This window comes from Modestobacter sp. SYSU DS0657, from assembly GCF_054050925.1.
Genome location: NZ_JBJHAG010000012.1, coordinates 55975 through 78980, shown reverse-complemented (window position 1 = coordinate 78980; position 23006 = coordinate 55975). Strand labels below are relative to the sequence as shown.

General features: G+C 75.0%; 19 protein-coding genes and 1 pseudogene. 8 read left to right on the top strand and 12 right to left on the bottom strand.

Translation table 11 applies throughout. From position 1 onward, the window contains the following. Positions 1–20: 20 nt before the first annotated feature. The 3 genes from ACI79A_RS09860 to ACI79A_RS09850 all read right to left on the bottom strand — a co-directional run bounded on the left by ACI79A_RS09860 (position 21) and on the right by ACI79A_RS09850 (position 3029). Positions 21–1151, bottom strand: coding sequence for a polysaccharide pyruvyl transferase family protein (locus tag ACI79A_RS09860; RefSeq protein ID WP_457082509.1), 1131 nt, complete (start codon positions 1149–1151; stop codon positions 21–23). 144 nt (positions 1152–1295) lie between these two features. Continuing rightward, positions 1296–1808 (bottom strand): 5-(carboxyamino)imidazole ribonucleotide mutase, encoded by a 513-nt coding sequence (gene purE, locus ACI79A_RS09855; RefSeq protein WP_457082507.1) that lies wholly within the window; start codon positions 1806–1808, stop codon positions 1296–1298. Between the two features lie 3 nt (positions 1809–1811). Beyond that, positions 1812–3029: a 5-(carboxyamino)imidazole ribonucleotide synthase gene (locus tag ACI79A_RS09850; protein ID WP_457082505.1), complete on the bottom strand. Its 1218-nt coding sequence runs from the start codon at positions 3027–3029 to the stop codon at positions 1812–1814. Between the two features lie 98 nt (positions 3030–3127). Between ACI79A_RS09850 and ACI79A_RS09845 the strand changes: the two genes are divergently transcribed. Next, a complete protein-coding gene (locus ACI79A_RS09845; RefSeq protein WP_457082503.1) occupies positions 3128–3670 on the top strand; it encodes a GtrA family protein in 543 nt (180 codons plus the stop codon). 15 nt (positions 3671–3685) lie between these two features. Here the strand turns inward: ACI79A_RS09845 and ACI79A_RS09840 are convergent, their stop codons facing one another. The 5 genes from ACI79A_RS09840 to ACI79A_RS09820 form a co-directional block, all read right to left on the bottom strand. Continuing rightward, on the bottom strand, positions 3686–6646 hold the full coding sequence (locus tag ACI79A_RS09840) for an AAA family ATPase (RefSeq protein ID WP_457082501.1): 2961 nt from the start codon (positions 6644–6646) through the stop codon (positions 3686–3688). Continuing rightward, on the bottom strand, positions 6643–7791 hold the full coding sequence (locus ACI79A_RS09835; RefSeq protein WP_457082499.1) for an exonuclease SbcCD subunit D: 1149 nt from the start codon (positions 7789–7791) through the stop codon (positions 6643–6645). The genes ACI79A_RS09840 and ACI79A_RS09835 overlap by 4 nt, the downstream gene beginning before the upstream one ends. A gap of 107 nt (positions 7792–7898) precedes the next feature. Beyond that, on the bottom strand, positions 7899–8492 hold the full coding sequence (locus ACI79A_RS09830; protein ID WP_457082497.1) for a PH domain-containing protein: 594 nt from the start codon (positions 8490–8492) through the stop codon (positions 7899–7901). A 29-nt stretch (positions 8493–8521) separates the two neighbouring features. Beyond that, on the bottom strand, positions 8522–9700 hold the full coding sequence (locus ACI79A_RS09825) for an acyltransferase family protein (protein WP_457082495.1): 1179 nt from the start codon (positions 9698–9700) through the stop codon (positions 8522–8524). 149 nt (positions 9701–9849) lie between these two features. Beyond that, the gene (locus ACI79A_RS09820) at positions 9850–10674 is read right to left on the bottom strand and encodes a biotin--[acetyl-CoA-carboxylase] ligase (protein ID WP_457082493.1); all 825 of its coding nucleotides are present in this window, start codon (positions 10672–10674) and stop codon (positions 9850–9852) included. Between the two features lie 18 nt (positions 10675–10692). Here ACI79A_RS09820 and ACI79A_RS09815 point away from each other — a divergent pair, with 18 nt between their 5' ends. From ACI79A_RS09815 to ACI79A_RS09790, 6 genes and pseudogenes are all read left to right on the top strand, one after another. Next, positions 10693–12321, top strand: a complete 1629-nt coding sequence (locus ACI79A_RS09815) for an acyl-CoA carboxylase subunit beta (protein ID WP_457082491.1) — start codon at positions 10693–10695, stop codon at positions 12319–12321. Beyond that, the gene (locus tag ACI79A_RS09810) at positions 12321–12533 is read left to right on the top strand and encodes an acyl-CoA carboxylase subunit epsilon (protein ID WP_457082489.1); all 213 of its coding nucleotides are present in this window, start codon (positions 12321–12323) and stop codon (positions 12531–12533) included. Before ACI79A_RS09815 ends, ACI79A_RS09810 begins: the two co-directional genes overlap by 1 nt. Beyond that, the gene (locus ACI79A_RS09805) at positions 12530–13135 is read left to right on the top strand and encodes a Maf family protein (protein WP_457082487.1); all 606 of its coding nucleotides are present in this window, start codon (positions 12530–12532) and stop codon (positions 13133–13135) included. Before ACI79A_RS09810 ends, ACI79A_RS09805 begins: the two co-directional genes overlap by 4 nt. 55 nt (positions 13136–13190) lie before the next feature. Beyond that, positions 13191–13514 (top strand): annotated as a pseudogene (locus tag ACI79A_RS09800) (FkbM family methyltransferase); the annotation flags it as partial. After that, entirely contained in the window at positions 13514–13963 is a 450-nt protein-coding gene (locus ACI79A_RS09795) for an FkbM family methyltransferase (RefSeq protein WP_457082563.1), read from the top strand. The pseudogene ACI79A_RS09800 and the gene ACI79A_RS09795, both read left to right, overlap by 1 nt. Positions 13964–14040: 77 nt before the next feature. Then, positions 14041–15795, top strand: a complete 1755-nt coding sequence (locus ACI79A_RS09790; RefSeq protein ID WP_457082485.1) for an acetyl/propionyl/methylcrotonyl-CoA carboxylase subunit alpha — start codon at positions 14041–14043, stop codon at positions 15793–15795. Between the two features lie 35 nt (positions 15796–15830). Here ACI79A_RS09790 and ACI79A_RS09785 read toward each other — a convergent pair whose 3' ends face one another. Beyond that, complete coding sequence (locus ACI79A_RS09785; protein WP_457082483.1) at positions 15831–18107, bottom strand: S8 family serine peptidase; 2277 nt, start codon at positions 18105–18107, stop codon at positions 15831–15833. Positions 18108–18213: 106 nt separating this feature from the next. Beyond that, positions 18214–19623 (bottom strand): NAD(P)H-quinone dehydrogenase, encoded by a 1410-nt coding sequence (locus ACI79A_RS09780; protein ID WP_457082481.1) that lies wholly within the window; start codon positions 19621–19623, stop codon positions 18214–18216. 251 nt (positions 19624–19874) lie between these two features. Here ACI79A_RS09780 and ACI79A_RS09775 point away from each other — a divergent pair, with 251 nt between their 5' ends. After that, complete coding sequence (locus ACI79A_RS09775; protein WP_457082479.1) at positions 19875–21128, top strand: acyltransferase family protein; 1254 nt, start codon at positions 19875–19877, stop codon at positions 21126–21128. Between the two features lie 41 nt (positions 21129–21169). Here ACI79A_RS09775 and ACI79A_RS09770 read toward each other — a convergent pair whose 3' ends face one another. Both ACI79A_RS09770 and meaB read right to left on the bottom strand, forming a co-directional pair. Beyond that, positions 21170–21898 (bottom strand): SGNH/GDSL hydrolase family protein, encoded by a 729-nt coding sequence (locus ACI79A_RS09770; protein ID WP_457082477.1) that lies wholly within the window; start codon positions 21896–21898, stop codon positions 21170–21172. A 115-nt stretch (positions 21899–22013) separates the two neighbouring features. Further along, entirely contained in the window at positions 22014–22985 is a 972-nt protein-coding gene (gene meaB / locus ACI79A_RS09765; protein ID WP_457082475.1) for a methylmalonyl Co-A mutase-associated GTPase MeaB, read from the bottom strand. Between the last annotated feature and the right edge of the window lie 21 nt (positions 22986–23006).

The window sequence follows — 23006 nt, the reverse complement described above, 5'->3', positions numbered from 1 at the left end:
GATGCTAGCCGGGGCGCTGCTCAGGAGGCTGCGACCACCGGGCCGTACAGCTGCGTGGCGATCCGATGCTTGACCGCGGCCACCCGTTCCGCGGTCCGGGTGAACCCGTCGGGCCGGGCGCCGGCGACCGGGGCCGGTCCGCGGCCGTCCTCGGCCAGCAGCTGCCAGCTCGACCCGGCGTCGAACAGCGAACCATGCTTGACGTCGTAGTAGCCCGGCCGGACCGGGACCGCCACGCCGGAGGCACCCGCCCACCCGGCGATCAGATGCGGGTGGAAGCGGGTGCTAAACCAGCGCTGGTGCGCCCCGGCGGGCAGCCCGCGGTCCAGGACCTCGATCCAGGGGACGAACTGCAGGCCGGGGAGGAACTGCTCGAGCCGGTCGAAGACGACCCGGTCCACACGGGGGATGCACTCGAGGACTGCGGTCCGCGCCGGGTCGACCCCCCAGGAGCGCAGCTGGGTGAGGCAGGCGGTCATCAGCCAGTCCTCGTCGACCGAGAGCAGGTCCCCCTGCACGCACACGACGGCGTCCAGGTCCCGGGCCCGCTCGCGGTCCACCAGTTGGTCCAGGCCCGCCAGCCAGAGGTCGTCACCGCTCAGCGCCCCAGGGCGGGCCACCAGGGCGCTGCTCGCCTCGTCCCGGACGTCGACGACCTGCACCCGGTCCAGGAGGAGTCGCAGCACCTCCCCGGTCACCTGCCCCATCGGTGCGAAGCCCTGACCGGTGACCGCGGTGGTCGCGCCGCGGGACGCTGCGGCCGCCACCGCGGCGAGCAGACCCAGGTGCCGCGGCCACATGTCGTTGACGTAGCCCCCGCCCAGCAGGTGCACCGTCGACGCGGCGCCGAACACCCGGAGCCCGGGGATCCACCGCGGCGCGTGCCCGTGCTGCGCGAGGGCGGCGGACACGAACGAGATGAGCTCCCAGGGCGACTCCCCAGGGGCCTCCCAGCACAGCCGGAACACCGTGTCGACGCACCGCAGCCGCGGGTGGTCGGCGGCGAAGAGCGCCTGCGCCCCCGAGGGGTTGGGGCAGTCCAGCCAAACGTCCTCGTCCGGGGACCTGCGCGCGATCTCGCGGAGCCAGGTCCGGGTGATCAGCTCGTCCCCGACGTTCGGGTGCCCGGCGGTACTGATCAGGTAGTGCAACGGGACCTCCCGGTCGTCGGCCGTGGTGCCCGCACGCGGGCGGCAGGACGCTGCGATCGGATCATCCGGCGGTCGGCGCGGTCGGCAGGACACGCGGGCGGCGGCACCGGCACCCCTGCGGCCACCTGCTGCTCACCCGGCTGCTCACCCGGCGTCGAGACGGTCCCGCAGCTGCGCGTCCCGAGCGAGGACCGACTCGGCCAGCTCGGCCTGGAACCGTTCCACCCGACCACGCAGCCCGGCGTCGCCGGCGGCGAGGATACGGACGGCGAGCAGGCCGGCGTTGCGCCCACCGCCGATGGAGACCGTCGCCACCGGCACCCCGGCCGGCATCTGGACGATGGACAGCAGGCTGTCCAGCCCGTCGAGCCGGTCCAGCGGACGGGGGACGCCGATCACCGGCAGCGGGGTGGCCGCGGCGACCATGCCCGGCAGGTGCGCCGCTCCCCCGGCCCCGGCGATGACCACCCGCAGCCCCCGGCCGGCGGCGGCCTCGGCGTAGTCCAGCATCCGGCGCGGGGTGCGGTGGGCGGAGACGACGTGCGCTTCCCACGGGACGCCGAACTCGGTGAGCGCCTGGGCCGCCGACTCCATCATGGGCCAGTCGGAGTCGCTGCCCATGACGATGCCCACGACCGGGTCCCGGCTCTCCACCACGGCTCAGTGCTCCTCGTCGTCGGCGGGGTCGAACGCGAAGGCCGGGTCGACGACGCCGTCGGCCAGGTACCGGGCGGCGGCGACCGCGCGGGCGCGAACCTCGGTCAGGTCCTCCCCCAGCGCGGTCACGTGGCCGAGCTTGCGCCCACGGCGCTGGCCCTTGCCGTACCAGTGCAGCTTCACGTCCGGCCAGTGCGCCATCAGGTGGTGCACCCGCTCGTCCAGGCGCGGGCCGGACCAGTCGTCGGCCGAGGCGTCCCCGCCGAGCACGTTGGCCATGACGACCACCGGGGCGGTCATCGCCGTCGAGCCCAGCGGGTAGTCCAGCACCGCGCGCAGGTGCTGCTCGAACTGGCTGGTGCGGGCACCCTCGATGGTCCAGTGCCCGGAGTTGTGCGGCCGCATCGCCAGCTCGTTGACCAGCACGCCGTCCGCCGTCTCGAACAGCTCGACCGCGAGCATGCCCACGACGCCGAGGGAGTCGGCGATCCGGACGGCGAGCTCCTGGGCCGCGGTGGCCTTCTCCTCGCTCAGCCCGGGCGCCGGGGCGTAGACCTCGTTGCACACGCCGTCGCGCTGCACCGTCTCGACCACCGGCCAGACCGCCACCTGACCGAACGGTGAGCGGGCGACCTGGGCGGAGAGCTCCCGGGTCATCGCGACCCGCTCCTCGGCCAGCAGCGTGCCGTGCCGCTCGACCAGCCCGGCCACCTGGTCCGGCCCGGAGACGACGAACACGCCCTTGCCGTCGTAGCCCCCGCGCGGGGTCTTCAGCACGAGCGGCCAGCCGACCCGGTCGGCGAATGCGGTCGCCTCGGGCACGGTGCGCACCTCGGCCCACGCCGGCTGCGGCTCACCGGCCACGGCCAGCGCCCGCCGCAGCACCAGCTTGTCCTGGGCGTGCACCAGCGCCGCCGGGCCGGGGGCGACCCGGTGGCCGGCCTCCTCGAGCGCGCGCAGGTGCTCGGTGGGCACGTGCTCGTGGTCGAAGGTGACCACGGTCGCGCCGTCGGCCAGGCGTCGCAGGTCGGCCAGCTCCCGGTGGTCGCCGAGCTGAACGTCGGCGGCCACCAGGGCGGCGGACTCGGCCGGGTCGGCGGCCAGCACGCGCAACGACTGGCCGAGCGCGACCGCGGCCTGGTGCGTCATCCGCGACAGCTGCCCTCCACCCACCATCCCCACCACGGGCAGGCTGGTGCGGGGGTCCAGGGAGGAGGCCATGATGAACCGATCGTAGTCACCGGTGTCGCCTTGCTGGCAGAGCGTGGGCCAACCCCGGCCAGGCGGTGGGGACGGCGCCCGGTCCGTACAGTCGGACCGTGAATCCCTCGAGGGGCGCCTGGCCACGGCCGAGCGCTGCGCTCCGCCGCCTGGTCAAGGAGCTCAGCGCCTTCGGGGTAGTCGGTCTCGTCTGCTTCGTGATCGACATCGGCGGCTTCCAGCTGCTGTACGCGCACGCGGGCTTGGGGGCCGTGACGGCGAAGCTGCTGTCGACGGTGCTCTCCATGTCGGTGGCCTACGTCGCTCACCGCTACTGGTCCTTCGCCCACCGCGCCCGGACCGGCGTTCGGCGGGAGTACCTGATCTTCGCGCTGGTGAACGGCGTCACCCTGCTCCTGTCGCTCGGGGTCGTGGCTTTCGTGCGTTATCCGCTGGGCCAGGACGGTCCGCTGGAGCTGCAGGTGGCCAATGTGGGGGCGATCGCCGTGGGAACGGTGATCCGCTTCCTCTCCTACCGGCGCTGGGTGTTCGTCGCCCCGGACCACCCCGCGGCGCACGACCCCCGCTTCGCCCCCCTCGACGAGGCCGGGGCCATGGGGCGGAAGCCCGCCGGCTCGTCCGCCCCCGACCAGGTCGCCTGAGGAGCCCCGGCACCGTCAACCGGCCAGCCGGGAGCCCTCGCGGCCGGCGATGACCTCCAGCCGGCTGGGGATCCGGGTGCGCAGCTCCTCGACGTGGCTGATCACCCCGACGGTCCGCCCGCCGCGACGCAGCTCGTCGAGGACGGTCATCACCGCGTCGAGCGCACGGGGGTCGAGGGTGCCGAAGCCCTCGTCGACGAAGAGGGTGTCGATCTGCACCCCGCCGCTCTCCGCGGTGACCACGTCGGCCAGGCCCAGCGCGAGGGCCAGCGAGGCCATGAAGCTCTCCCCGCCGGAGAGGGTCTTGGTGGGCCGGCGCGCCCCGGTGTACTCGTCGAGCACGTCGAGCCCCAGCCCGCCCCGGGCACCGTGCCGGCCCAGGGCGTCACTGTGCAGGAAGCGGTAGCGGCCGGCGGACATGTCGGCCAGGCGCCGGCTGGCGACCTCCGCCACCTGCTCCAGCCGCGCGGCGAGCACGAAGGACTGCAGCCGCATCCGCAGCGTGTTGGCCCCCCGCCCGTTCACCAGGTCGGCCAGCCCGGCGACCTGGTCGGCCAGTGCGCGGCGTTCCTCGAGCTCCACCTCGACCGCGGTCAGCTCCGCAGCCAGCTCGGTGAGGGAGGACAGGCAGCCGCGGGCCGCGGCGAGGGCGGCGACGGCAGTCTCCCGGGCGGCGGTGGCGCCCTGGCAGGCCCCGGTCAGCCCGTCGAGGTCGGCCCGCGGGGGCAGATCGGCCAGCTCCGGCTCGGCCAGCACGGCGGTCGCGACGGACCACCGCTGGTCGTGCTCGGTGATGCGCCGTTCGAGAGCCGCGGCTCGGCCCCGGTCGAGGAGGGCGCCGGCTGCCGCCAGCAGGTCGGGGAACCCGGCCTCGGCCACCCGCTCGGCGGCCAGCCGCTGCGTGCCCGCCGCGGCGGTGCGGGCCCGCAGCTCGGCCGCCTCGGCGTCGACCACCGCCTCGCAGCGTTCGGCCTCGGCGGTGAGCCGGCGGATGCGGTCGGCCAGGGTCCGGTCGTCGCCGCGAGCGGCGACCAGCCGGTCGCGCACCTCCGCCAGCGCGTGCTCGGCGGAGGCGCGCTGCGCCTGCCGGGTGACCAGCTGCTCCCGCTGGCCGGCCAGGGCGGCCGCTGCGGCATCGCGTTCCGCCGACCGCTCGGCCAGCTCCCGCCGGGCGGCGGCGAGCCCCTGCGCCCGCTGGCGCAGCTCCTCCTCGGCCGCGGTGGCGGCGGCGACCGTCTGCTCGTGCACGGCCAGCGGCTGCTCACCGGCCCGGGCCAGCAGGACGGCGAGCCGTCGCTCCCCCTCCTGCAGCGACCGCTGCAGCTCGAGGTGCTGCGCCTCGCGCTCGTCGGTGCGGGCCCGCGCCGCCTCCTCGTCGGCTCGCGTGACCGGCGGCCCGTCGGCGACCGCGGGCGCCGGGTGCTCGGTTCCGCCGCACACCGGGCAGGGCGCACCGTCGGCGAGCTGCGCGGCGAGCTCGGCGGCCATGCCGTCCAGCCGCCGCGTCCGCAGGTCGTTCCACCGCTCCCGGGCGTCGAGCCACTCCTCGCGGGCGCGCTGGGCGTCCGATCGCTGGACGGCCAGGTGCCCGGTCAGCACCGCGGCCTCCCGGGCGGCGACGAGGCCGGCGCGCGCCTGCTCGGCCGCCGCGGTCGCCCCGGGGAGTGCGGCGGCGGCCTCGGCCGCCGCCGTCACCGCTGCCTCCAGGTCGGCCAGCCGCGCCGGCCACTCGGCGGCCTCGCGCGCACCGCGTTCGCACCGCACGGTGAGCGCGTCGACGTCGCGGGCGGCGGCCGAGACCTCACGCTCGAGCCCGGCGGCGCGGTCGACCTCGGGGAGGAGCGTGCGCAGCTCGGCGGCCTCGTCCCGGAGCTCCCGGGAGAGCAGCCCGTCGGCCGGACGACCGGCGGCCACCTCCGCCCAGGACCGCCGCGCGGCGATCAGGGCGGCCTCGGCCGCCTCCGCCTCCTGCGCGGCCCGCCCCGCCGCCTCGAGCACGTCACGGACCGGCTCGGCCCGGGTACCTGCGTCCAGGGCGGCCCGCAACGGCAGCAGCTCGGTCGCCTCGGCCTGCAGCCGGGCCAGGTCGGCCCGCGCGCGGTCGCGCCGGGCGTGCCGCTCCTCCGCCGCCCGCGCCCGGGCCAGTTCGGCGTCGGCCCGCGCCACCGCGTCGGCCGCCTCGGCGGCGGACGCCTCGTGCCCGGCCAGCCGCTCGGCGGCCAGGGCGTGCACCTGGCGGACCCAGGAAGCGGCGTGCGCCGGCGGCGCGGCCCCGATCAGCTCCGGCGCCAGCTCCTCGGGCACCTCGACGTCGGCGACCTGCGCGACCCGGGCGAGCACCGTGCTGGCCCGGACCCGCATCTCGTCGAGCTCGGCCCGCACCGCGCGGCGCTGCTCGTCGAGCCAGGTCTCCACCCGGGCGAAGCGACCGACGTCGAACAGCGTGCGCAGCAGCCGCCCCCGGTCCTCCGGCTCGGCCCGCAGGAACCGGGCGAAGTCGCCCTGGGGCAGCAGCACGACCTGGCAGAACTGCTCGGCCGAGAGCCCCAGCCGGGTGCGCAGGTGCTCCGAGCCCTCGTCGATGCGGGTGCTCACCGGCTCCCAGCCGCCGTCGGTCAGCCGCTGGACGGTCAGCCGGGCCTGCTCGGTGGTCCAGCCGGTGCCGCGGCGCTTGGGGCGCTGCTGCTCCGGCCGGCGGGTGACCAGCAGCCGCTCACCGCCCAGGGTGACCTCGCACTCGACCTCGGTGCGCACGGCGTCGCCCGCGTGGTCGCTGCGCAGCCGCTTCTCCTCGCCGCGCGCGCCCGGCACGGTGCCGTACAGGGCGAAGACCACGGCGTCGAGCAGCGTCGTCTTGCCCGCCCCGGTGGGGCCCCAGAGCAGGAAGAGCCCGTCGCGGCCGACGTCGTCGAGGTCGACCTCCACCCGGTCGGCGAACGGCCCGAAGGCGCTCACGGTCAGCCGGTGGACCCTCACTGCGCGGCCTCCTCGCGCGCCACGGCGGCCAGCGCCCGGGCCAGCAGGTCACGCTCGGCCGGCACCGGGGGCACCTGCCGGACGTGGCTGACGAACTCCTCGGCGACCTCCAGGTCGCTGCGCCCGGACAGCCGCTCGGTGTAGCTGCGCCCGTCGGGGACCACCCCGGAACCGATCCACTCCAGGTGCACGCAGTGCGGGAACCTGCCCTGCAGCTGCCGCATCGGATCGGCCGGGCGAACCGCGTCGGTCAACTGGGCCGAGACGAAGTGCCCCTCGACGGCGGCCAGCTGCGGGTCGGCCAGCAACTCGGCGAGCCCGCCGCGCAGCAGGGTCAGCTGCCGGGGCGCCGGCAGCGGGACGGGCCGGACCTCGGCGAGCCCGCCGGCGTCCAGGTCGACCAGCCAGGCCTGCTTCTCCTGCCCGGCCTCACCGAAGGAGTACGCCAGTGGGGAGCCGCTGTAGCGGATCCGCGGGCTCAGCGTCTGCGGCCGGTGCAGGTGCCCGAGGGCGACGTAGTCGACGCCATCGAAGACCGACGCCGGCACGAGGTCGACCCCGCCGACGCAGATGTCGCGCTCGCTGTCGCTGGCCACCCCACCGCCGACGAAGGCGTGCGCCAGCACGACGGACCGGGCGCCGGGGCGCAGGAACAGGTCGGCGCGGACCCGGTCCATCGCCGCGGCGAGCACGGCCTCGTGGCTGCGCGCCTCGGGCAGGCCGAGCTCGTGCCGGGCCACCTCCGGCTCCAGGTAGGGCAGCCCGTACACGGCGACCTCGCCGTGCGCGTCGGCCAGCAGGACCGGCTCGTCGAGCTGAGGGGTGGCCGCCCGCACGTGCACGCCGGAGGCGGCCAGCAGCCCCGCGGCGAAGCCCAGCCGCCGGGCCGAGTCGTGGTTGCCCGGGGTGAGCACCACCTGGGCACCGGCGGCGCGCAGCCGGGTCAGCGCCCGGTCCAGCACCGCGGTCGCGTCGGCCGAGGGCACCGCCCGGTCGTAGACGTCGCCGGCGACGACGACGGCGTCGACGCCCTCCTCCGAGACGACCTCGGCCAGCCTGCGCAGCACCGCCTCCTGCTCGGCGAGCAGGTCGGTGCCGTGCAGGGACCGGCCGATGTGCCAGTCGGAGGTGTGCAGCAACCGCATGGGCCGGAAGGTAGGTCGAGGCACCGACAGAACCGCCCAGGCGCGCCGTGACGGACCGGTCACGCCGACGGGGTTAGCGGTCACCCTGGCCCAGCGGTGCTGCGGGGTCAGCGGTACTGCTGGGTCGTCCCGTCGTCGGGACCGCTCCAGCGCTCGTCCCAGGGCCCACCCCAGGGCTCCTCCGCGGAGCCCGCCTGGACCCGGGCCCGGCGCTCGGCGTCCTCGTCCACCAGCTGGTTGAGCAGCTGCTGCACGCCCTCGCTGTCGGGGACCGCGCTGAAGACGGTGGGGCCGCCCTCCCCCGCGGTCTCGATCGAGACCGTGCCCGAGCGGAGCACCCGGTCCAGCAGGCTCTGCCGGTAGGACACGTCGGTGATCCGGGACAGGCCGATGTCCCTGCCCGACCGGGCGAGCACCCCGGTGCGGTACAGCAGCCGGCGGGTGGTGATCACGTAGTGCGTCGTCCGCCAGCGGAGCAGCGGGACGGCCACCAGGACCAGCGCGAGCACGGCCGCGGCACCGACCACCACCAGCCGCCAGAGGGTCTGCTGCTCCCCGGCCGGGACGAGCGCCGCCCCGAACGAGGCCAGCCCGACCAGGACCAGGAACAGCACGATCGGACGGAGCACGGTCAGCCAGTGGGGGTGCAGGTGGGCGACGACCTCCTCGCCCTCGCCGAGCACCTTGTCCGGGTACGCCACGGGGACAGGATGACCGACCCGGGGCGGGATCAGCCGGTCACGGCCACCGGCGAGTCCACCCGCCCCCGCCCGGCGGCCGGGGGCGCGGCGACCGGATGCGCCCGCGGCCGGCGCAGCCGGCGGCGGGCCGGCTCCTCGACGGAGCGCCAGAGCCCCCACGCCACCGGAAGCGGCAGGAGCGGCACCAGCGCCTGCAGCGCCCCCAGCGCCGGCACCAGGTGCACGACGGTCCAGGCGGTCTCGAACACCGCCATGTGCACCAGGTAAAGCGCGAAGGAGATCCGGCCGCCCAGGACGACCGGGCCGGTCGCGAGCACGCGGGCGAGCGAGCCGTCGGCGAGGGCGAGGGCACCCACGAGGACGGGGAAGCAGAGCACGGCCAGGCCCGCCCGCCCGGCGCCCGCGCCACCGGCGGACCCGACCACCAGCAGCAGGACGGCCAGCGATCCGCCGCCGACCCACCCCGCGGCCCGGGCCACGGCAGCGGTCCCCCGGACCTGCGCCACGCAGAGGGCGACGAGCGCGCCGGCCACGAAGCAGCCGGTCAGGCGCACCAGCCAGCTCCATGCCCAGTCGTGCCCGCCGAGGGCCAGGCAGCGGGAGACGAACGGCGCGACCACCGCCAGCGCGAGCGCGCCGAGGACGGTGACCGGCCACCGCCGGAGCCGGTGCAGGACCAGCGCGAGCAGCGGGAAGGCGAGGTACGCCAGCCACTCGGCGCTCAACGACCACCCGGGGCCGACCGGGCCGGTGGCCGAGTTGTCCGGCTGGTCCCAGACCTGCACCAGCAGGACCTGGCGGACCATGCTCGCCGGGTCCAGGGAGGCACCGCCGGCGGTGGCCGCCGCCCCGAGCAGCGCCCGCTGGACGAGCAACCCGGCGCTGACCGCGGACAGCACCACGAGCCAGGTGGGCCAGATGCGGGCGAGCCGGGCCCAGTAGAACCCCGCGACCGCCCGCACCCCCGGCCGCCGCCCGAGGACGGCCACGTACGTGTGCGCCAGGACGAAGCCGCTGAGCACGAAGAAGAGGTCCACGCCGAGCCAGCCGGCCTCCAGCACCGGGGCCAGCGGGGCCAGGTGCGCCCGCCAGGACGGGTCGGGTGAGAAGAGCCAGACGTGGTGCGCGACGACCCACAGCGCGGCGACCAGGCGGAGCCCGGTGAGCGCGCGGATCTCCCCGCGCGGTGCACGCTGCAGCTCCGCCACGCTGCCACCCCCTGCCGCCGGCCACGCCCCCGATCGGGAGCCCGGACGCTAACCAGGCGCGCGCGGGGGCGGCGGGAGCACCGCCGGGTGCCGCGCGGGTCGCCGTCCCGCCCGTCCCATCGGCCCCGGCAGTGCCGGCGGGCCCGCCGTCAGGCGCGGGGGCGCACGTGCCGGACGTCGCCGCTGGCGAGCTCGACCGGGCCGGCCGGGGTGCGCACGACCAGCCGGCCGTCCCAGTCGACGGCCTCGGCGACGCCGTCCAGCGCGGAGCCGTCGGGCATGGTCACGGTGACCTCGCTGCCCACGGTGCTGCACCAGGCCAGGTAGTCGGCGGCCAGCCCCGAGGAGACCGGGTCACCGAGCACCTCCACCCAGCGGCGGTACCGCCGCTCGAGGGCCCGCAGGAAGCCGAGCAGGACGGCGGACCGGTCGACCGGCGCCCCGCGGACCAGCGCCAGCGACGTGCCGGTGCCCGGCAGTTCCCCGGCCGAGGTGGAGACGTTGAGCCCGACCCCCACGACGACGGCGGTGCCCGCGCTCTCGGCGAGGATGCCGGCGAGCTTCGCCCCACCGGGGGCGAGCAGGTCGTTGGGCCACTTCAGCGAGGCCCGGACGCCGGCCGCCTCGCCCACCGCCTCGGCGAGCGCGACCCCGGTGAGCAGCGACAGCCAGGCCCGGCGGGCGGCGGGCACGTCGGGGCGCAGCAGCACCGACACGGTGAGCCCGGCGCGCGGCGGCGACGTCCAGGTGCGGTCCAGCCGTCCGCGTCCGGCCGCCTGGTGCTCGGCCACCAGCACCAGCCCCTCGGGCTCCTCCTCCGCGGCCCGGGCGACGAGGTCGGCGTTGGTCGAGCCGACCTCCTCGACCACCTCCACCGCCCGCCACAGCCCACCGGCCAGGGCGGCGGACAGGGCCGCGGCGTCGAGGGCAGGACGGTCGGGGTGGGGTGCTGCCGGAGGCTCGCCGTCGGTCACGTCACTACGCTACGGCCCGTGAGTGCCGCCGAACCCGGGAGCGCGGGGGAACACGTCCCCGCCGACGTCGACCTGCACACCACCGCCGGCAAGCTCGCGGACTTCGAGCGACGGGTGCAGGAGGCCACGCACGCCGGGTCCGAGCGCGCGGTGGCCAAGCAGCACGAGGCCGGGAAGATGACCGCCCGCGAGCGGATCGACGCGCTGCTGGACCCTGGCTCGTTCACCGAGCTCGACGAGTTCGCCCGGCACCGCTCGACCAACTTCGGCCTGGACGCCCGCCGTCCCATGGGCGACGGCGTGGTCACCGGCCACGGCACCGTCGACGGACGGCCCGTCTGCGTCTTCTCCCAGGACGTCACGGTCTTCGGCGGCAGTCTCGGCGAGGTCTACGGCGAGAAGATCACCAAGGTGCTGGACCTGGCGGTGCGCACCGGCTGCCCGGTGATCGGGATCAACGAGGGCGGCGGCGCGCGCATCCAGGAGGGCGTGGTCTCCCTCGGCCTCTACGCGGAGATCTTCCGGCGCAACGTGCACGCCTCCGGGGTCGTCCCGCAGATCTCGCTGGTGATGGGCCCGGCGGCCGGCGGCCACGTCTACTCCCCCGCGCTCACCGACTTCATCGTGATGGTCGACGGGACCAGCCAGATGTTCATCACCGGCCCCGACGTGGTGAAGACCGTCACCGGTGAGGACGTGACGCTGGAGGAGCTGGGCGGGGCGCGCACGCACAACACCCGGTCCGGCGTGGCCCACCACCTGGCCGCGGACGACGCCGACGCGATCGACTACGTCAAGGCCCTGCTGTCCTACCTGCCCAGCAACAACCTCGACCCGCTGCCCGCCGTCGAGGTGCCGCCGGTCGACGTCGCCCTGCCCGGCGCGCTGACCGACGCCGACCGGGAGCTCGACGAGCTCATCCCGGACTCGGCGAACACCCCCTACGACATGCACACCGTGGTCGAGCACGTGCTCGACGACGGGGAGTTCCTCGAGGTGCAGGCGCTGTTCGCCCCGAACATCCTGGTCGGCTTCGGCCGGGTCGAGGGCCGCCCGGTGGGGGTCGTCGCCAACCAGCCCACCCAGCTCGCCGGCACGCTGGACATCGACGCCAGCGAGAAGGCGGCGCGGTTCGTCCGCACCTGCGACGCCTTCAACGTCCCGGTGCTCACCTTCGTCGACGTCCCCGGCTTCCTGCCCGGGACCTCGCAGGAGTGGAACGGGATCATCCGCCGCGGCGCGAAGCTGCTGTACGCCTACGCCGAGGCGACGGTGCCGCTGATCACCGTGATCACCCGCAAGGCCTACGGCGGCGCCTACGACGTGATGAGCTCCAAGCACCTCGGCGCCGACGTCAACCTGGCCTGGCCCACGGCCCAGATCGCGGTGATGGGTGCCCAGGGCGCCGTCGGCATCCTCTACCGCAAGGAGCTCGCCGCGGCCGAGGACCCCGAGGCGCGCCGCGCGGAGCTCATCACCGAGTACGAGGACGCCCTGCTCAACCCCTACCTCGCCGCCGACCGCGGGTACGTCGACGCGGTGATCCCGCCGTCGCACACCCGCGTCCACGTCGTCCGGGCGCTGCGGCTGCTGGCCAACAAGCGACAGACCCTCCCTCCGAAGAAGCACGGGAACATCCCACTCTGATGACCACCGAGACCCCCTTGCTGCGCGTCGTCCGCGGCGAGCCGAGCGCCGAGGAGCTCGCGGCGCTGACCGCCGTCGTCGCCGCACTGTCGGCCCCCCGCCCCCGCCGACGGCCCACCCCGGTCGGCGCCTGGGGCTCCCCGGCCGCGCTGCACCGCCGGCCGCTGCAGGCCGGCCCCGGCGGCTGGCTCGCGGCAGGACGGTCGGCATGAGCCCCCGGCGCCTGGTGCTGGCCTCCCAGTCCCCTGCCCGGCTGCAGCTCATGCGGCAGGCCGGGCTGAACCCGGAGGTGGTGGTCAGCGGGTTCGACGAGGACTCGGTGACCGCGCCCCGGGTCGGCGAGCTGGTCGCGCTGCTGGCCGCGGCGAAGGCCACCGCGGTGGCCCGGCAGGAGACCGACGCCCTGGTCGTCGCCGCCGACTCGCTGCTGGAGTTCCGCGGCGAGCCGCTGGGCAAGCCGGCCGACGCCGCCGACGCCCGGCTGCGGTGGCAGCGGATGCGCGGCCGCAGCGGCGTGCTGCACACCGGCCAGGCGGTCTTCGACGTCCGCGAGGGCCGGGTGGCCCAGCGCGACGTCGGCGTCTCCTCGACCGTCGTCCACTTCGCCGAGCCCACCGAGGCCGAGATCGACGCCTACCTGGCCACCGGGGAGCCGCTGGCCGTCGCCGGCGCCTTCACCCTGGATGGGCTGGGCGCGGCGTTCGTCCGCCGTGTGGAGGGCGACCCGTCAGCGGTGATCGGCTTGTCCCTGGCGCTGCTGCGCACCCAGCTGGCGACGCTCGGCGTGCCGATCACCGAGCTCTGGCAGCGCTGATCGAGGGCGTCGCAGACCGGTCCAGTGCGGGCTGCTCGCCGCTAGCATCCCAGCGGTGCTGGCAGCTCACCGCTTCCTCCTCGTACGGACCCCGGACCTCTACTTCCACCTGCGCAACGTCGGCCGCCGCGTTGTCGGTACGCGGCGACACCAGCGCGCGCTGTTCGCGGAGCTGGTGGGCCCCGGCGACCTGGTCTTCGACGTGGGCGCGAACATCGGCGAGTTCACCGGCGCCTTCCGTGACCTCGGTGCCAGGGTGGTGTCGGTGGAGCCCCAGCCACGGCTCACCGCGCACCTGCGGCGACGGTTCCGCCGGGACGGCGCCGTGACGGTGGTGCAGACCGCGCTGTCCGACCGCGCCGGTGAGGCGACCCTGTACTGCACCACCGCGGACGCCCTGGCCACCCTCGAGCAGGACCGCACCCGAGCGCGACCGGCCCCGGTGCCGAGCTCGAGTGGGCTGGCCGGATCACCGTGCCGCTGCGGACGCTCGACGAGCTGGTCGCCGTGCACGGCCGGCCGGCGCTGGTCAAGATCGACGTCGAGGGCCACGAGCCCGGCGTCGTCCGGGGGCTGACCACGGCGCTCCCGACGCTGTTCTTCGAGGTCAACCGCCCGGGAGTGCACGACGTCCTGGACACTCTGACGGCTCGCCGCTACACCGACTTCCTGCTCCGCCGCGGGGAGCGGTCCGAGTGGCTGATCTCTCGGCCGATGACCGCGGCCGAGGTGCACGACCAGGTCCGGGCGTCCTCCGAGGACTACGACTGCCTCGCGCTGTCCCCCGAACCCGGGCAGCGGCGGCCCGCCGCTGCCCGGCGCGGCTGAGCGCGGCGGCCCACCGTGAGCGCGCCCGAGGGCGCTGGTTACAGTCCGGGCGGCCCATCCGGAGGAGGAGACCGCCCGTGCAGAAGGTCCTGATCGCCAACCGCGGCGAGATCGCGGTGCGCGTGGCGCGTGCGTGCCGGGACGCCGGGCTGACCAGCGTCGCCGTCTACGCCGAGCCCGACCGGGACGCCCTGCACGTGCGCGCCGCGGACGAGGCCTTCGCGCTGGGCGGCACCACGCCCGGTGACTCCTACCTGGTGATCGAGAAGGTCATCGACGCGGCCCGCCGCTCCGGCGCGGACGCGGTGCACCCGGGTTACGGCTTCCTCTCCGAGAACGCCGACTTCGCCCGGGCGGTCATCGACGCGGGGCTGACCTGGATCGGCCCGTCGCCGCAGGCGATCGTCGACCTCGGCGACAAGGTCGCCGCCCGGCACATCGCCAGCCGGGCCGGGGCGCCCCTGGTGCCCGGCACCAAGGACCCGGTGGCCGACGCCGACGAGGTGGTCGCCTTCGCCCGCGAGCACGGCCTGCCGGTGGCGATCAAGGCCGCCTTCGGTGGTGGTGGCCGCGGGCTGAAGGTGGCGCGCACGTTCGAGGAGATCCCGGAGCTGTTCGACTCCGCCGTCCGCGAGGCGGTCGCCGCCTTCGGCCGGGGTGAGTGCTTCGTGGAGCGCTTCCTGGACCAGCCGCGGCACGTCGAGGCCCAGGTGCTGGCCGACACCCACGGCAACGTCGTGGTCGTGGGCACCCGCGACTGCTCGCTGCAGCGGCGCAACCAGAAGCTGGTCGAGGAGGCCCCGGCGCCCTTCCTCACCGAGGAGCAGCGCGAACGCATCCACACCTCGGCCAAGGCGATCTGCCGGGAGGCCGGCTACTCCGGCGCCGGCACGGTCGAGTACCTGGTGGGCGCCGACGGCTCGATCTCCTTCCTGGAGGTCAACACCCGGCTGCAGGTCGAGCACCCGGTCACCGAGGAGACGTCGGGGATCGACCTGGTGCGCCAGCAGTTCCGCATCGCCGAGGGCCTGCCGCTGGAGATCACCGAGGACCCGGTCCCCCGCGGGCACAGCATCGAGTTCCGGATCAACGCCGAGGACGCCGGGCGCAACTTCATGCCGGCCCCCGGACCGGTCACCCGGCTGGTCGTGCCGCAGGGCCCGGGTGCGCGCTGGGACTCCGGCGTGGAGGCCGGCGGGGAGGTCGCCGGCGCGTTCGACTCGATGCTGGCCAAGCTGATCGTCACCGGCGCGACCCGCACCGAGGCGCTGCAGCGGGCCCGGCGGGCGCTGGACGAGCTGGTCGTCGAGGGCATGCCCACCGTGATCCCGTTCCACCGCGCCGTCGTCCGGGACGAGGCGTTCACCAGCGAGCCGTTCCGCGTGCACACCCGCTGGATCGAGACCGGGTGGGACAACCAGGTGCCGCCGTACACCGCCGCCCCGGCCGCGGGCACCGAGGAGGAGCCGCGGCAGACCGTCGTCGTCGAGGTGGGCGGACGCCGGCTGGAGGTGTCGCTGCCGGCCGGGCTGGCTGCGGGTGCCGGCGCGTCCGCAGGGGGCGGTGGCGCCACGCCGCGTCGGCGAGGCGGGTTGAAGGGCGGTCAGGCGGCCTCCGGCGACTCCCTCACCGCGCCCATGCAGGGCACCATCGTGAAGGTGGCGGTCGCCGACGGCGCGACCGTGGCCGCCGGCGACCTGGTGGTGGTGCTGGAGGCGATGAAGATGGAGCAGCCGATCACCGCGCACAAGGCGGGCACGGTCAGCGGGCTGTCCGCCGAGGTGGGCGCGACCGTGACCAGTGGCGCGGTGCTCTGCACGATCACCGAGTGACCCTCGGGCGCGGGGCCGGCGGCCCCGCGCCCCGGTCAGCCCCGGTCGGGCGGGGTGGCCCACACCACGGCGCCCGACGGCCTGACCAGCACCAGCTGGCCGTTGCCCCGCAGCTCCGCACGCACCCCCGGGGAGTTCCACGTCCGGCTGTGCCACACCGCTCGCCCGTCCCGCGCGTAGGTGACCAGGTTGCCGTCCCACTGCAGGTCGGTGCGGGCGAGCGGGCTGTAGACCGAACTCGCGTAGACGACCCGCCCGTCGGCGCGGTAGACGACGAGGTTGCCGTCGGTCTGCCCGACCAGCCGATAGCGCCCGTTCGTCGAGGTCAGCTGCGCGTTGCCCGCCAGCGACCGGCCGGCGCGGAGCGTGTCGGGCCTGTCCCAGCCGGTCGACCAGGCCGCGGAGCCGTTGGTCCGGTAGAGGACCAGGTTGCCGTCGTCCTGCACGACGAGCCGGGCCCCCGGGTCGCGCCAGGTACCGCTGTCCCACAGCGCCTGCCCACCCGCCGTGTAGCTCACCAGGTTCCCGTCCGGCTGCAGGACCAGCCGCGCACCGCGCGAGTACCGGTTGCTGGCAAACAGCACCCGCCCGTCCGCGGCGTAGAGCACCACGTTGCCGTCGGTCTGCGCGACCAGCCGGTACCGGCCGTTCGACGAGTTCAGCTGCGCGTTCCCGGTGAGCGAGCCGTACATCCGCAGCGTGTCGGCGGCGTCCCGGCCGGTCGACCACAGCACGCGGCCGGCCGGATCGGTGAGCGCCAGGCTCCCGTCGTCCCGGAGGACGAGCCGGGCCCCGGGTGACCGCCAGGTGCCGGTGTCCCAGATCGGGCGCCCGTCGCGGGCGTAGCTGACGAGGTTCCCGTCGGCCTGCATGACCAACCGCGCACCGCGCGCGTACCGGTTGCTGGCGAACAGCACCCGGCCGTCCACGGCGTAGAGCACCACGTTGCCGTCGGTCTGCGCGACCAGCCGGTACCGGCGGTTGGGGGAGGTCAGCTGCTGGTCGTCGCGCAGCACGCCGCCCGCGGCGAGGTGGTCGGCGCTCTCGGGAGCCGGCGGGGCGGAGGCCTGCCCGGTCAGCAGCATGCCGGGGTCGATCAGGCCGTGGCCGGTGTCGTCGTCGCGGCCGGGCGTCTGCAGGTCGATGGCGCTGGCGACCAGCGCCTCGCGGACCTGTGCCGGGGTCGCGGCGGGGTGCCCCTGCCGGTAGCGCGCCACCACGGCGGCCACGTAGGGAGCCGCCATCGACGTCCCGCTGCGGTAGACGCAGCCGGAGCCGGCGTCCGTGGACAGCACGGACACCCCCGGAGCGGTCACCAGGTTGGTCGGGCCGCTGTAGGAGAAGGGAGCCGAGACCCGGTCGGGGCCGGACGCGGCGACCGCGATCGCCCCCGGGGAGGCGGCGGGGTAGTTAACCTGGTTGCCTTCGGCGCGGTTGTTCCCCGCGGCGGCCACGACGACCACCCCGCGGTCGACCGCGTACTGCACCGCCGTGTCGTACGCGGAGTTGTACGGACCGGACAGGCTGAGGTTGATCACGTCGGCACCGTGGTCGACGGCGTGGACGATGCCCTGTGCCACGGTCGCCGAGGTCCCCGAGCCGGCCGAGTCCAGCACCCGGACCGGCATGACCTCGGCGCGGCTGGCCCCGGCGATGCCCACGCCGTTCCCGGCGATCGCGCTGACCTCCCCGGCGACGTGGGTGCCGTGGCCGTGCGGGTCGGTGCACCCGTCCCGGGTCGTGCTCCCGGGGGCCACGTCGGTCGCGAAGTCCGCCCCGAGGTCGCAGCGGACCCGTCCGGCGAGGTCCTCGTGCGCGGCGGCGACGCCGGTGTCGAGCACCGCGACCAGCTGGCCGGAGCCGTCCGGGGCGGTCGCGGGGAGGGCGTCCAGGCCCAGGTCGTCCAGCGCCCACTGCGCCGCGCGATGGGCATCGGTCCCCGCCAGGTGTACCGGGGTGTCGACCGAGACGTCCAGCACCCCCGGCAGCCGGCCGAGCTCGTCGACCGTCTCGTCGACCTCGGCGGCGTCCACCTGCCGCGTGACCACCTCGGCGCCGCCGTCGGTGACGACGATCGCCGACACCGTGGGGTCGGCGCCCGTGCCCGCGGTGTCGGGCTCCGGGGCCGGCGCCACCTCCGGGATCCCGCCGTCCGCGGAGACGACCGCCGTGATCGGAGCGTCGCCGGGCGGTGCGGGCTCACCCTCGTCGGCGCGTCCGGTGGGGACGCCGACGACGGAGACCAGCAGCACACCGGCCAGGAGCACCGTGCTGCGCCGGCGCAGCCGGGGGTCGGGGACGGATCGGGACACGGGAGCTCCTCGGAGAAGGTGGACCCTCCCCTGATCGGCTCATCCCCGCGGGAACTGGACGCCCGTCACCCGGACGGGCCTTGGGCGTCGGCTCAGGCAGCCGGGGTCAGCTGTGCTCGTCCTCGATCCCCATGAGCCGGCGGCCGGCCTCGGTGATCGATCCCGACAGCGACGGGTAGATCGCGAAGGTCTGCGCCAGGTCGGCGGCGGTGAGGCCCTTCGTGACGGCGAGCGCGATCGGCAGGATCAGCTCCGACGCCCCCGGGGCGACCACGACACCGCCCACGACGACGTCGGTGGAGCGGCGGGTGAAGAGCTTCACGAACCCGTCGTGCAGGTCGCCCATCTTGGCCCGCGCGTTGGTAGCCAGCGGCAGCCGCACGACCTCGACGTCGGCGTCCTCGGTCAGCGTCCTCTCCTGCACGCCGACGGTGGCGATCTCCGGGTGGGTGAACACGTTGGCCGAGACCGTCTTCAGCCGGATCGGCGCGACCGCCTCCCCGAGCGCGTGCCACATGGCGATCCGGCCCTGCATGGCGGCGACCGAGGCGAGCTGGAAGACGCCGGTCACGTCACCGGCCGCGTAGATCCCGGGGACGGTGGTGCGCGAGACGCGGTCGACGACCACGTGCCCGGACCCGGTCACCTCGACACCGCACTGCTCCAGCTGCAGCCCGCTGGTGTTCGGCACGGTGCCCACGGTCATCAGCGCGTGCGAGCCCTCGACCACGCGGCCGTCGGTGAGCTCGACCCGCACGCCCTTCTCGGTGCGGACCACGCTCTGCGCCCGGCCGCGCTCGGCGATCCGCCCGCCGCGGGACTGGAAGACCCGCTCGACCACGGCGGCGGCGTCGGCGTCCTCGCCGGGCAGCACCTGGTCGCGTGAGGAGACCAGGGTGACCGGGACACCGGCCTCCAGGTAACCGGAGGCGAACTCCGCGCCGGTGACGCCGGAGCCGACCACGACCAGGTGCTCGGGCATCTCGGTGAGCTCGTAGACGTCGCGCCAGGACAGGATCCGCTCGCCGTCGGGCTCCGCGCCGGGCAGCACCCGGGGGTCGGCACCGGTGGCGATCAGCACGACGTCGCCCTCGAGCACCTCGGTGACTGCCCCGTCGGCGTCGAGCACCTCGACCCGGTGCACGGTCAGCCCGCGGACCTCGTCGGCGAGCCGGGCGGCGGCGCCGATGATCCGCACGCCCTCGGAGGCCAGGCGGTGGTGGATGTCGGCGGACTGGGCGACCGCCAGCCCCTTGATCCGGGTGTTCACCGCCGCGAGGTCGATGGCGGCGCGGCCGAGCTCGGTGCCGGTGACGCCGAGGGTGGCGGAGTCGCGGACCGCGGTCATCGCACCGGCGGAGGCGATGAAGGTCTTGGACGGGACGCAGTCGGACAGGACGCTCGCCCCGCCGATGCCGTCGCGCTCGACGACGGTGACGTTGGCGCCGAGCTGGGCGGCGACCAGGGCCGCCTCGTACCCGGCCGGGCCGCCGCCGATGATCACGATGCGGGTCATGGTGCTCGTCTCCAGGGGTGAACGTCCGTGTCGCCCATCATCGTCCCAGGTGGCGACACCTGCGTCCGACACCGACGCGGGCAGGCCGGCCGCCGCCCCGCAGCGAGCCATCACGTCCGCCACCCGGGGGCCGGCAGGGCCATTCAAGCCGTCATCGGCACTCCTCCGGCTCATCCGTACCGCCTGTCACAGGCCAACCGCGTCGTTGCACGCCCCGCCCGTCGACCTCGGGTTCACTCCTGACCAGCAGCATGCGATCGGCGCGTGCAGGGGAGAGAAAGCGAGGGCCCGTGCTCAACAGCCACACTGCGACGGGGCAGCCGCCGACGGCTGGCCTCCCGCTGCCGCGACGCACGCCCCCGCTCCCTCGCGACCCCCGGGCGTCCGGCCGCACACGCGAGCCGAAGCGGCCGCCGCGGAATCACTACATCGATCTGCTCAAGGGCCTCGCCGCTCTGAACATCGTGTTCATCCACACTGTCTTCAACTCCGGTGTCGACTACGTGCCGGGCTGGGTGCGAGCAGCGAGCCTGGCGATCGACGTCCCCTTCTTCTTCTTCCTCTCCGGCTGGGCAGTGGCGAGCATGCCGGCGATCACCGCGCGGAAGACTGCGACCTCCCTGTGGCGCATCTACTCCCAGTGGACGCTCTTCGTGCTCGTCACCTTCGCCGCGATGGCCGCCGTCGCCCTGCTCACGTCCGTCTCGCTCGGATCACGCCGCGACTTCGCCGCGAGCTTCGTGGGCAACCTGGTGCTGCAGAACCCCACCACCCCGCTCCCGTTCCACGGGGTGATGGGAGGTGGCTGGTTCCTCGTCGTCTACTTCGCGGTGATCCCGGTCATGAGCGCCGCCATCGCACTCGTGCGACGGAACACCAACTCCCTCGGACCGATCGCGCTCCTGCTCCTGGTCTGTGCCATCGGCTTCGTGCGAGTCCAGTCCGGTGGGTCGTTCTTCTTCTTCGACCAGTACTTCCTGTGCTACAGCGGCTTCTTCCTGCTCGGCTACCTGCAGCGCGACCTACGTCTGCGCCCGCTCCAGTCCCTCACCCTGATCGGCCTGTCACTCGCTGGCCTGTGGTTCACGCTGGCACTGCGGGGCGTCCACTTCATCGACATGCAGGCGCTGAAGTTCGCGCCCACTCTGCCCTGGGTGTTCTTCTCGATGCTCGCGATCATCGTCGCGATGTCGGGTAAGCGCTGGCAGTACCGGGTCAGCAACCGCGGGCCGCTCGCCTGGGTCGGAAAGCACGCGCTCGCGTTCTTCTTCACCAACGCGGTCGCCGCCTCCCTCGTGATGTTCATCGCCCCGCTGATCCAGTTGCCGTGGGGTCTGAAGCTCGCGATCTGCTACGGCATCACACTGGGCTTCACTGCCGCACTGGTCGTCACCTTCAACCACCTGCACGCGCTCACGAGTCGAGGCGCGGGCCGACTCCACACCGCTGTGCGCTCGTCGCTGGCCGCCGGCCAGCGCCCCGTCGCCCAGGACGCGACTGCCTGAGCGGGCCGGCCACCGCGCTGTTCCCCGCCCGACCGCGGCGATCAGTCAGTCGGCAAGAGCGCTTCCAGGTCGGCAACGAGCCGGTCGGCGAGCTCGGAGTACCCGCGGTCGTTCGGGTGCGTGTCGCCCACCCCGAAGTGGACGTCGGCCGGTTCCAGCCACCCCTCACCCAGGGCGTCGATGTAGACCGCATCACTCGCCTCGGCCGCAGCGGCCAAGGCCGCGTCCACCTCGCGGACCGCCTCGCGGGGCAGGTCCGGCGGGTTGACCGGGCCCAGCACCACCAGCACGGCGTCGGGCAGGCCGGCACGCAGTCCTGCGAAGACGGCAGACGCCGCATCGGCGATCCGTTCCGCGGGGGCAGCATGGTCGTTGGTGCCGCCCTGCACCACGACGACGTCCGGCTTGGCGGCGACCACGGCCGCGACACGTTCGCCGTACGTCGATTCCCCTGGGTCGTCCCCCGGGTTGACGTAGCCGGTCCCGCCCTCGGCGAAGACGATGGGGACGATGCCGAGCGCATGCGCTGTCGACGACACGTACCCCGCGCCGTCCGACGAGCCCACTCCCTCGGTGTACGAGTCCCCCAGGAAGGCGACCGTCGTGGCTTCCGAGACGGTGGTCGGACCGACGATCGTCCCGGTGACCCCCGGTCCCAGCGTCGCCTCGTCAGCGGGGCGGGCACATCCGGCCAGCAGCCCACAGACCGCACCGAGGAGGACGGCCGCGCTGCGGCGTACGGTTTCCCGCGCCCTCTCCCGTCGCAGCACTGACATGCGCGGGACGGTACCTGCACGATCGGATCCACCCGGGAGGAAGGCGCGGACTCACACCGCTGCAACAGCTCTGCCCGGTGCGGGAGAACCGCCCGCGTCGGGGAACCACTCACCCGAGGAAGGTGCCCAGCAGCCGGCGGGCGGCCAGCGCGGGGGTGAGCTCACCGGAGAGCACCTCGCGTTCCAGCTCGGGCGCGAGCGACCGCACGCCGGGGTGCTCGCGCAGCCGGTGCTCGAGGCCGTCGCGGACCAGCTGCCACAGCCAGCGGACCTGCTGCTCGCGCCGCCGCCGGTCCAGCTCGCCGGAGGCTCGTCGCCGGTCCTGGTGCTCGACCACCGCGGCCCAGACCTCCGCCAGCCCGGCGCCGGTGAGCCCGGCGCAGGTCAGCACGGGCACGGTCACGCCCCGCAGCATCCGCATCGCCCCGGCCAGCTCGCGGGCGGCCCGTCGGGCGTCGGCCTCGCCGGGTCCGTCGGCCTTGTTCACCGCGACGACGTCGGCGATCTCCAGGATGCCGCGCTTGATCCCCTGCAGCTGGTCGCCGGTGCGGGCCAAGGTGAGGAAGAGGAACGAGTCGACCATCTCCGCGACCGCGGTCTCCGACTGCCCGACGCCCACGGTCTCCACCAGGACCACGTCGTGCCCGGCGGCCTCGACCACGACGATCGACTCCCGGGTCGCCTGCGCGACCCCGCCGAGGGTGCCGGCGGTCGGCGCGGGCCGGATGAAGGCGTCCGGGTCGACGGCCAGCCGGCTCATCCGGGTCTTGTCCCCCAGCACCGACCCGCCCGAGCGCGCCGACGACGGGTCGACCGCGAGCACCGCGACCCGCGACCCGGTGGCGGTGAGCTGCACGCCGAGGGCGTCGATGAAGGTCGACTTGCCGACCCCCGGCACCCCGCTGATGCCGACCCGGCGGGCGCTCCCGGCGTGCGGCAGCAGCTGCACCAGCAGCTCCTGCGCGCGGTCCCGGTGGTCGGCCCGGCGCGACTCGACCAGCGTGATCGCCCGGGCCACCGCCCGCCGTTCACCGGCCAGGACGCCGTCGACCAGGGCCGGGACGTCGACCTCCCGGCTCACCCGGCTCCCTCCAGGGCAGAA

Excerpts from the sequence above, each read along its gene's own strand:
- ACI79A_RS09835 (WP_457082499.1), bottom strand. The coding sequence starts at position 7,791 with ATGCGGTTGCTGCACACCTCCGACTGGCACATCGGCCGGTCCCTGCAC.
- ACI79A_RS09775 (WP_457082479.1), top strand. The coding sequence starts at position 19,875 with ATGCGATCGGCGCGTGCAGGGGAGAGAAAGCGAGGGCCCGTGCTCAAC.
- ACI79A_RS09780 (WP_457082481.1), bottom strand. The coding sequence starts at position 19,623 with ATGACCCGCATCGTGATCATCGGCGGCGGCCCGGCCGGGTACGAGGCG.
- ACI79A_RS09850 (WP_457082505.1), bottom strand. The coding sequence starts at position 3,029 with ATGGCCTCCTCCCTGGACCCCCGCACCAGCCTGCCCGTGGTGGGGATG.
- ACI79A_RS09805 (WP_457082487.1), top strand. The coding sequence starts at position 12,530 with ATGAGCCCCCGGCGCCTGGTGCTGGCCTCCCAGTCCCCTGCCCGGCTG.
- ACI79A_RS09810 (WP_457082489.1), top strand. The coding sequence starts at position 12,321 with ATGACCACCGAGACCCCCTTGCTGCGCGTCGTCCGCGGCGAGCCGAGC.